The following is a 7,416-nucleotide window of genomic DNA, read 5'->3' on the forward strand; positions in this document are numbered from 1 at the left end:
AAAAAAGGCCAACAAAGCATACTGGCATAAACCAGTGAGGTGGAAAAGCAAACAACGACCAACATGAGACATGTTCAGCTTCACTCATCCGATCAGTACAGGAACTCTTGCATTATAATTGAATAAAACGAAAATGATTTCCACGATACAGAAAAGGAGTCTGCCATGGTTGCCACTGTCCCCGCGAAACGCGGTAGAAAACCCGCCGCCACAACTACGCCTGCAACCGGGCAGGTTCAGTCTTTGACCCGAGGTCTGAAGCTGCTGGAATGGATTGCGGAATCCAACGGCAGCGTAGCGCTGACCGAGCTGGCGCAGCAGGCCGGTCTGCCCAATTCCACCACGCACCGTTTATTGACCACCATGCAGCAGCAGGGTTTTGTGCGTCAGGTGGGTGACTTAGGACACTGGGCCGTGGGCGCCCATGCGTTTATCGTCGGCAGTAGCTTCCTGCAAAGCCGCAACCTGCTAGCGATCGTCCACCCGATACTGCGCAAGTTGATGGAAGATTCCGGTGAAACAGTGAACCTGGCGGTGCTGGATCACAGCGACCATCAGGCGATTATCATTGATCAGGTACAGTGCACACAGCTGATGAGAATGTCTGCCCCTATCGGCGGCAAACTGCCGATGCACGCCTCTGGCGCGGGGAAAGCGTTCCTGGCGCAACTCAGCGAAGAACAGGTTACCAGCCTGCTGCACCGCAAAGGCCTGCACGCGTATACCCACGCCACGCTGGTCTCGCCGGTGCATCTGAAAGAAGATCTCGCCCAGACCCGTAAGCGCGGTTATTCGTTTGATGATGAAGAACACGCGCTGGGCCTGCGCTGTGTGGCGTCGTGCATTTACGACGAACATCGCGAGCCGTTCGCCGCTATTTCAATCTCCGGCCCGATCTCCCGCATTACCGACGACCGCGTCACCGAGTTCGGTGCGATGGCAATCAAAGCGGCCAAAGAGGTCACACTGGCATACGGTGGGATTCGGTAAGATGGGACTGCCGGGTGGCAGCTACGCCTGGCCCGGCCTGCTATCCAAGGTTGGGATGATTTGTAGGCCTGATAAGCGCAGCGCCATCAGGCACGGCGCACATTGCCGGATGGCGGCGCAAAGGCCTTATCCGGCCTACGGTCGGTTTCATAACGCACGCTAAACCGCTGGCGGCGCCGATAGGCGTAAACGTCTTCCACGTGCCCTTCACGGATCCGCGTTTGCAGACCTCGCCAGTAGTCGGCGCTGAACAGATCGGCATGCATCTCTTCAAATAACGGTCCAATACGCGGATCGGCGCACAGCCAGTGACGAAATTCTTCCGGAAATACATCTCCCGGCGAGACGCTGTACCACGGTTCGCTGGCCAGCTCATCCTCCGGGTAACGCGCGGGCGGGATATGGCGGAAATTCACCTCCGTCATGTAGCAAATTTCATCATAGTCGTAGAACACCACCCGCCCGTGTCGGGTCACGCCGAAGTTTTTAAACAGCATGTCACCCGGGAAAATATTGGCGGCAGCCAGTTGGCGAATAGCGTTACCATATTCTTCTATCGCATCCCGCAGCTGCTGGCCTTCGACCTGCTCCAGCCAGATATTTAGCGGCACCATCCGCCGTTCGATATACAGATGACGAATCACGATCTGCTCGCCGAGATCGGTCATTTTTTCGGGTACTTCCTGCTGCAACAACGCCATCAGCGCCGGGGAAATTTGCCGTTTATCCAGCACAAAATTTTCGAATTCCTGGGTATCGGCCATGCGTCCAACGCGATCGTGCTCTTTGACCAGTTGGTAACAGGCGCGGACGTGGGCCGCAGACATCTCTTTTTGCGGCGCAAATTTGTCTTTAATAATTTTGAAGACCCGATCGAATCCAGGCAGAGTAAACACCAGCATCACCATGCCGCGTATTCCCGGCGCTTCGATAAACTGTTCATCGCAGTCGGCCAGATACAGCAGATATTCACGGTAGCTTTCGGTTTTCGCATGCTTCTGACAGCCAATCGCCATATACAGCTCGGCGGTAGTTTTACCGGGCAGGATCTCACGCAGCCACTCGACCAGTGCCGCAGGCAACGGCGCGTAGACCATAAAGTAAGAGCGGGCAAAACCAAACACAATGCTGGCTTCCGCCGTAGTCGTCAGACAAGTATCGACAAACAATTCGCCTTCGTCAGTGCGGTGAATAGGCAGTAAAAACGGCAGCGTGACCTCTGGTGTGATCAGTTTTCCCACCAGCCAGGCGGCCTTATTGCGATAAAACAATTCGTTCGCCACCTGCAAATGGCAGCGCGCCAGCACCGCTTCGCCAACAATTTCCGTCAGGTGCTCGATGATGTAGTGAATATCACGCTGTTTATTCTGCCATGGCAGACGAAGGGGGAGATCGCTGAGCACGCGCGTAAGCAGCCCTTCCCAGCCTGAATCAGGGAAAAAGTCTTTCGCCAGCGGGCGCGGGATAGTACGAAATCGACGTTCTGACTGAGAGCTGAAAATAAACAACCGCTCGGGCGTCAGCGAGCGGTGATCAAATAACCGGCAGTACACGGAGTTAAAAAAGCTCTCGGCAATCTCAAAGCGCGGATAGTCCGGCAGCAGCTGGGTGTAATGCTCTTTTACACGAAGTAAAAATGCCGCATCGGTACTTTTGCCGTCGGTAATGCAGCGCAACTGTTCCACTACCAGACCAACGTGATGATCGTAGAGATGGATACGGCTTTTCATCGCCTGCTGCACAGCATGCCAGTCAGCGTGTTCAAAACGCTGCTGCGCGCCGGACGTCACTTCCAGAAACCGGCCATACTGCGCATCAAAACCTTGCAGGATGGTTTGGGCAATCAGCAATTCCAGGCCACGCGACATCTTTTGCCCTCGTTCAGAATCGAATAATGCCGGATGGCGCATTCGCGTATCCGGCCTACACAGAACTGTAGGCCCGGTAAGCATTACGCCACCGGGCATCAAGTCGATCAGAACTGTGATTCTTCAGTAGACCCGGTCAGCGCAGTAACGGATGACGCGCCACCCTGAATGATGGTCGTCACTTTGTCGAAATAACCGGTACCCACTTCCTGCTGGTGGGATACGAAGGTGTAGCCATCTTTCGCCGCCGCAAATTCTGGCTGCTGAACTTTCTCAACGTAGTGGCGCATGCCTTCGCCCTGTGCATAGGAACGCGCGAGGTCAAACATGTTGAACCACATACTGTGGATGCCCGCCAGGGTAATGAACTGATATTTATAGCCCATATCGGACAGCTGTTGCTGGAAGCTGGCAATGGTTTTGTCATCCAGGTTCTTCTGCCAGTTAAACGATGGCGAACAGTTGTAGGCCAGCAGTTTGCCCGGATATTTAGCATGGATAGCATCGGCAAAGCGGCGCGCCAGTTCGAGATCCGGTGTGGAGGTTTCGCACCACACCAGGTCAGCATACGGGGCGTAGGCCAGTCCGCGACTGATCGCCTGCTCAATACCCGCATGGGTACGGTAGAACCCTTCGCTGGTACGCTCGCCGGTAATGAACTCGCTGTCGTAAGGGTCGCAGTCAGAGGTAATCAAATCCGCCGCGTCAGCATCGGTACGGGCAATAACCAGCGTCGGGACGCCCATCACGTCTGCCGCCAGACGGGCCGCCACCAGTTTCTGGATAGCTTCCTGAGTCGGTACCAGCACCTTGCCGCCCATGTGACCGCATTTTTTCACCGAGGCGAGCTGATCTTCGAAGTGAACCGCCGCTGCACCGGCTTCAATCATCGATTTCATCAATTCAAACGCGTTCAGGACACCGCCAAAACCGGCTTCGGCATCGGCAACGATCGGCAGGAAGTAATCCACATAGCGCGGATCGGTTGGCTCAATGCCGGTTGACCATTGGATCTGATCCGCCCGACGGAAGGTGTTGTTGATCCGATCCACCACGGCGGGCACAGAGTTAGCCGGGTATAGCGATTGATCCGGGTACATGCTGGAGGCCAGGTTGGCGTCTGCCGCCACCTGCCACCCGGAAAGGTAGACCGCTTCAATACCGGCTTTCGCCTGTTGCAGCGCCTGACCACCAGTCAGTGCACCGAGGCTGTTGATATAACCTTTCTTCGATCCGCCGTGCAGCAAACGCCACATTTTCGCTGCGCCAAGCTGCGCCAGCGTACATTCCGGGTTGACCGAGCCACGTAACTTCACCACTTCCTCCGCGCTGTACGGGCGGGTAATGCCTTCCCAGCGTGGTTGTGTCCATTCTTTCTGTAAGTCTTCGATTTGTTGGGTACGGGTTTTCATGTGCAGATGCTCCATATTATTCTCCTGGCTTCCCAGGCGTTATTGGTGAAGGCAGTTTGGTCACGGCCAGCGCGCAAAAACCGGAGCGTACTTATAGTACGTGAGGATTTTGAGCACTGCCCGGGGCTAAAATGGCGAACAAAATAGCCTGGGCTGTTAAGCCAGTAAGCGGTAGCCTGGCAAGGTAAGGAAGTCGATCAGTTCGTCAGAGGTGGTGATTTGCTCCATCAGGCGTGCGGCGTCATCAAAGCGCCCGCTGCTGTAGCGGTGTTCACCCAGCTCGTCCTGAATCACCCGCATTTCTTCGGCCAGCATCTGACGGAACAGCGGTTTGGTCACCGGCTTACCGTTGCTGAGGGTTTTCTGATGGTGGATCCACTGCCAGATGGAGGTACGGGAGATTTCGGCAGTTGCCGCATCTTCCATCAGGCCATAAATCGGTACGCAACCGTTGCCAGAGATCCACGCTTCGATGTACTGCACGGCAACGCGAATATTGGCGCGCATGCCTTCTTCAGTACGTTCCCCTTCGCACGGAGCCAGCAGTTGTTCTGCGGTAATCGGCGCATCCTCTTCTCGGGTGACAAACAGCTGATTTTTGTTGTTGCCCAAAACGTCGTTGAAAATCGCCATTGCGGTATCTGCCAGTCCAGGGTGAGCAACCCAGGTCCCGTCATGACCGTTATTGGCTTCCAGCGATTTATCCGCTTTAACTTTTGCCAGCACCTGATTGTTGCGCTCAGCGTCTTTGCTGGGGATAAACGCCGCCATACCGCCCATCGCAAAGGCACCGCGTTTATGACAGGTTTTAATCAGCAGACGCGAGTAGGCGCTGAGGAACGGCTTATCCATCGTTACCACCTGACGATCGGGCAGAACACGATCCGGGTGATTCTTGAGGGTTTTGATGTAGCTGAAAATGTAATCCCAACGACCGCAATTGAGGCCGACAATATGGTCACGCAGCGCGTGCAGAATCTCATCCATCTGGAAAACGGCTGGCAGTGTTTCGATCAGCAACGTGGCTTTTATCGTGCCGCGTGGCAGATTAAATCGGTCTTCTGTATAGCTGAAGACTTCACTCCACCAGGCCGCTTCTTGCCAGGCCTGCGTTTTCGGCAAATAGAAGTAAGGACCACTGCCTTTAGCCAGCAAGGCTTTGTAGTTGTGGAAGAAATAGAGGGCAAAGTCGAACAGACTGCCGGGAATCGCTTCCTCACGCCAGGTGACGTGTTTTTCCGGCAGATGCAGGCCACGTACACGACAAACCAATAACGCCGGATCGGGCTTCAGTTGGTATATCTTGCCAGCTTCGTTGGTGTAACTGATGGTACCGTTCACCGCATCGCGCAGGTTGATTTGCCCGTCAATCACTTTGCTCCACTCAGGAGCCAGTGAATCCTCAAAGTCAGCCATAAAGACTCTAACGTTGGCGTTGAGCGCGTTAATCACCATCTTGCGTTCAACGGGTCCGGTGATTTCCACGCGACGATCCTGTAAATCATCAGGAATACCGCGAATCTTCCAGCCACCTTCACGAATGGAAGCTGTTTCCGAAATAAAATCAGGCAACTTACCGTCATCAATATCCTGCTGCTGCTGAATACGCGCGGCGAGAAGTTTATTGCGTTTTGGCGTAAATCGAGTCACCAATTCGGTCAGGAATTCCGCCGCCTCTGCGGTCAAAATCTGCTGCTCCTGCTCGCCATGCGGCCTGGTAAAAACCAGCTCATCGGTTGTTGTTGCCTGTTGATTCATTGCGTAGTTCCTCGTCATTGATCCAAACACATCCCCAATGCGAACGAAGGATCGTTGTGCGGTTTTCGTTCAGCACAACTAAGACTACCCATTTAAATTTCAAAATCAAAAACAATTTCCATTTTTAATTTAATTATCAATTAACTTATTGATAACAATCATAATAAAAATTAATCACACCGTGAGGTGCGTTTCGGAAATAAAAAAAGCACCCGAAGGTGCCTGATTCAACATGCTGAAACGCTTAAGGATCGTTTGCTACAGAAGATTAATCCAGCGTTGGATTCATGTGGCGCAGATCGTATGGCGTGATCTGGTAGACGTAATAGTTGAGCCAGTTAATAAACAGCAAATTGCCATGGCTACGCCAGCTTGCCCGAGGTTTGTTTTGTGGGTCATCTTGCGGGAAATAGTTGTACGGAACGTCCGGGGTCAACCCCGCTTCGGCGTCACGAAAATATTCACCGGCCAGCGTATCGGCGTCATATTCCGGATGACCCGTCACGAACGCAATACGTTTATCTTTACTGGCAAACAGGTAGGCATCGCCCTCTTCCGTCTCGGCAAAAATCTCAAGATCGGTGTAATCCCTGATCAACGCAGCAGGGAAATCAGCATAGCGTGAGTGCGGCGCAAGGAAAGCATCATCAAAACCACGCGTCAGCAGGGCATGAGGATGAAGGATATGGTGTTCGTATACACCTGAAAGCTTGTCGTTGCGGGTTTGCTTGGGGATGCCATAAAGGATATTCAGTGCGGCCTGCACCGCCCAACAGACAAACAATGTTGATGTGACGTGGTCTTTCGCCCACTCCAGTACCTGTTTGATCTGCGGCCAGTAGGCCACATCGTTAAACTCAACCAGGCCTAACGGTGCCCCGGTGACGATCAGTCCATCAAAGTTCTGATCGCAAATATCCTCGAAATTACAGTAAAAGTTATTCAGATGCTCCGTCGGCGTATTGCGCGACTCGCGGGCATCAATGCGTAATAGCTGAACGTCCACCTGCAACGGTGAGTTCGACAATAACCGGAGAAACTGGTTTTCCGTTTCGATCTTCTTCGGCATCAGGTTGAGGATAAGCACCTTCAGAGGACGAATTTCCTGACCGGATGCGCGGGATGTCGTCATGACAAAGACGTTTTCCTCACGCAAGAAATTGACGGCGGGTAGCTCGTCCAGCACGCGAATTGGCATAACCTGATAACCTCACAACATACGTTTAAACGTTTAGACATCCAGATAGCTGACAATAACCAGGAATCGTGTGAATGTCGAGCCTGCATGCTCAAGGTGAGAAAGTTTCACGACTCACTCGCTGTAGAATAGTGCAGTAAGAGTCAAAAGGAGAATGCTTAGTCGTTCACGGGCAGGATAAAGGACATTT

Annotated in this window: 5 protein-coding genes; 1 reads left to right on the forward strand and 4 read right to left on the reverse strand. The window is 53.3% G+C overall.

Going from position 1 to position 7,416, the window contains the following annotated elements; translation table 11 throughout:
• Positions 1 to 165 precede the first annotated feature (165 nt).
• Positions 166 to 990: a glyoxylate bypass operon transcriptional repressor IclR gene (gene iclR / locus FDW88_RS06325; RefSeq protein WP_096758758.1), complete on the forward strand. Its 825-nt coding sequence runs from the start codon at positions 166 to 168 to the stop codon at positions 988 to 990.
• 86 nt (positions 991 to 1,076) lie between these two features.
• Here the strand turns inward: iclR and aceK are convergent, their stop codons facing one another.
• From aceK to metA, 4 genes are all read right to left on the reverse strand, one after another.
• Positions 1,077 to 2,858 (reverse strand): bifunctional isocitrate dehydrogenase kinase/phosphatase, encoded by a 1,782-nt coding sequence (aceK, locus tag FDW88_RS06330; RefSeq protein WP_137362229.1) that lies wholly within the window; start codon positions 2,856 to 2,858, stop codon positions 1,077 to 1,079.
• A gap of 107 nt (positions 2,859 to 2,965) precedes the next feature.
• The gene (gene aceA / locus FDW88_RS06335) at positions 2,966 to 4,270 is read right to left on the reverse strand and encodes an isocitrate lyase (RefSeq protein WP_096759483.1); all 1,305 of its coding nucleotides are present in this window, start codon (positions 4,268 to 4,270) and stop codon (positions 2,966 to 2,968) included.
• A gap of 156 nt (positions 4,271 to 4,426) precedes the next feature.
• Positions 4,427 to 6,028 carry a malate synthase A gene (aceB, locus tag FDW88_RS06340; RefSeq protein WP_137362230.1) on the reverse strand — a complete coding sequence of 534 codons (1,602 nt, stop codon included), beginning with the start codon at positions 6,026 to 6,028 and terminating at the stop codon, positions 4,427 to 4,429.
• A 268-nt stretch (positions 6,029 to 6,296) separates the two neighbouring features.
• Complete coding sequence (gene metA / locus FDW88_RS06345; RefSeq protein WP_096758761.1) at positions 6,297 to 7,226, reverse strand: homoserine O-succinyltransferase; 930 nt, start codon at positions 7,224 to 7,226, stop codon at positions 6,297 to 6,299.
• Between the last annotated feature and the right edge of the window lie 190 nt (positions 7,227 to 7,416).

This window comes from Citrobacter sp. wls829 (genome assembly GCF_005280825.1).
GTDB classification, from domain to species: Bacteria; Pseudomonadota; Gammaproteobacteria; order Enterobacterales; family Enterobacteriaceae; genus Citrobacter; species Citrobacter gillenii.

Bases quoted from the DNA above. Each gene is read 5' to 3' on its own strand.
- iclR (WP_096758758.1), top strand. From the start codon at position 166: ATGGTTGCCACTGTCCCCGCGAAACGCGGTAGAAAACCCGCCGCCACA.
- aceK (WP_137362229.1), bottom strand. From the start codon at position 2,858: ATGTCGCGTGGCCTGGAATTGCTGATTGCCCAAACCATCCTGCAAGGT.
- aceA (WP_096759483.1), bottom strand. From the start codon at position 4,270: ATGAAAACCCGTACCCAACAAATCGAAGACTTACAGAAAGAATGGACA.
- aceB (WP_137362230.1), bottom strand. From the start codon at position 6,028: ATGAATCAACAGGCAACAACAACCGATGAGCTGGTTTTTACCAGGCCG.
- metA (WP_096758761.1), bottom strand. From the start codon at position 7,226: ATGCCAATTCGCGTGCTGGACGAGCTACCCGCCGTCAATTTCTTGCGT.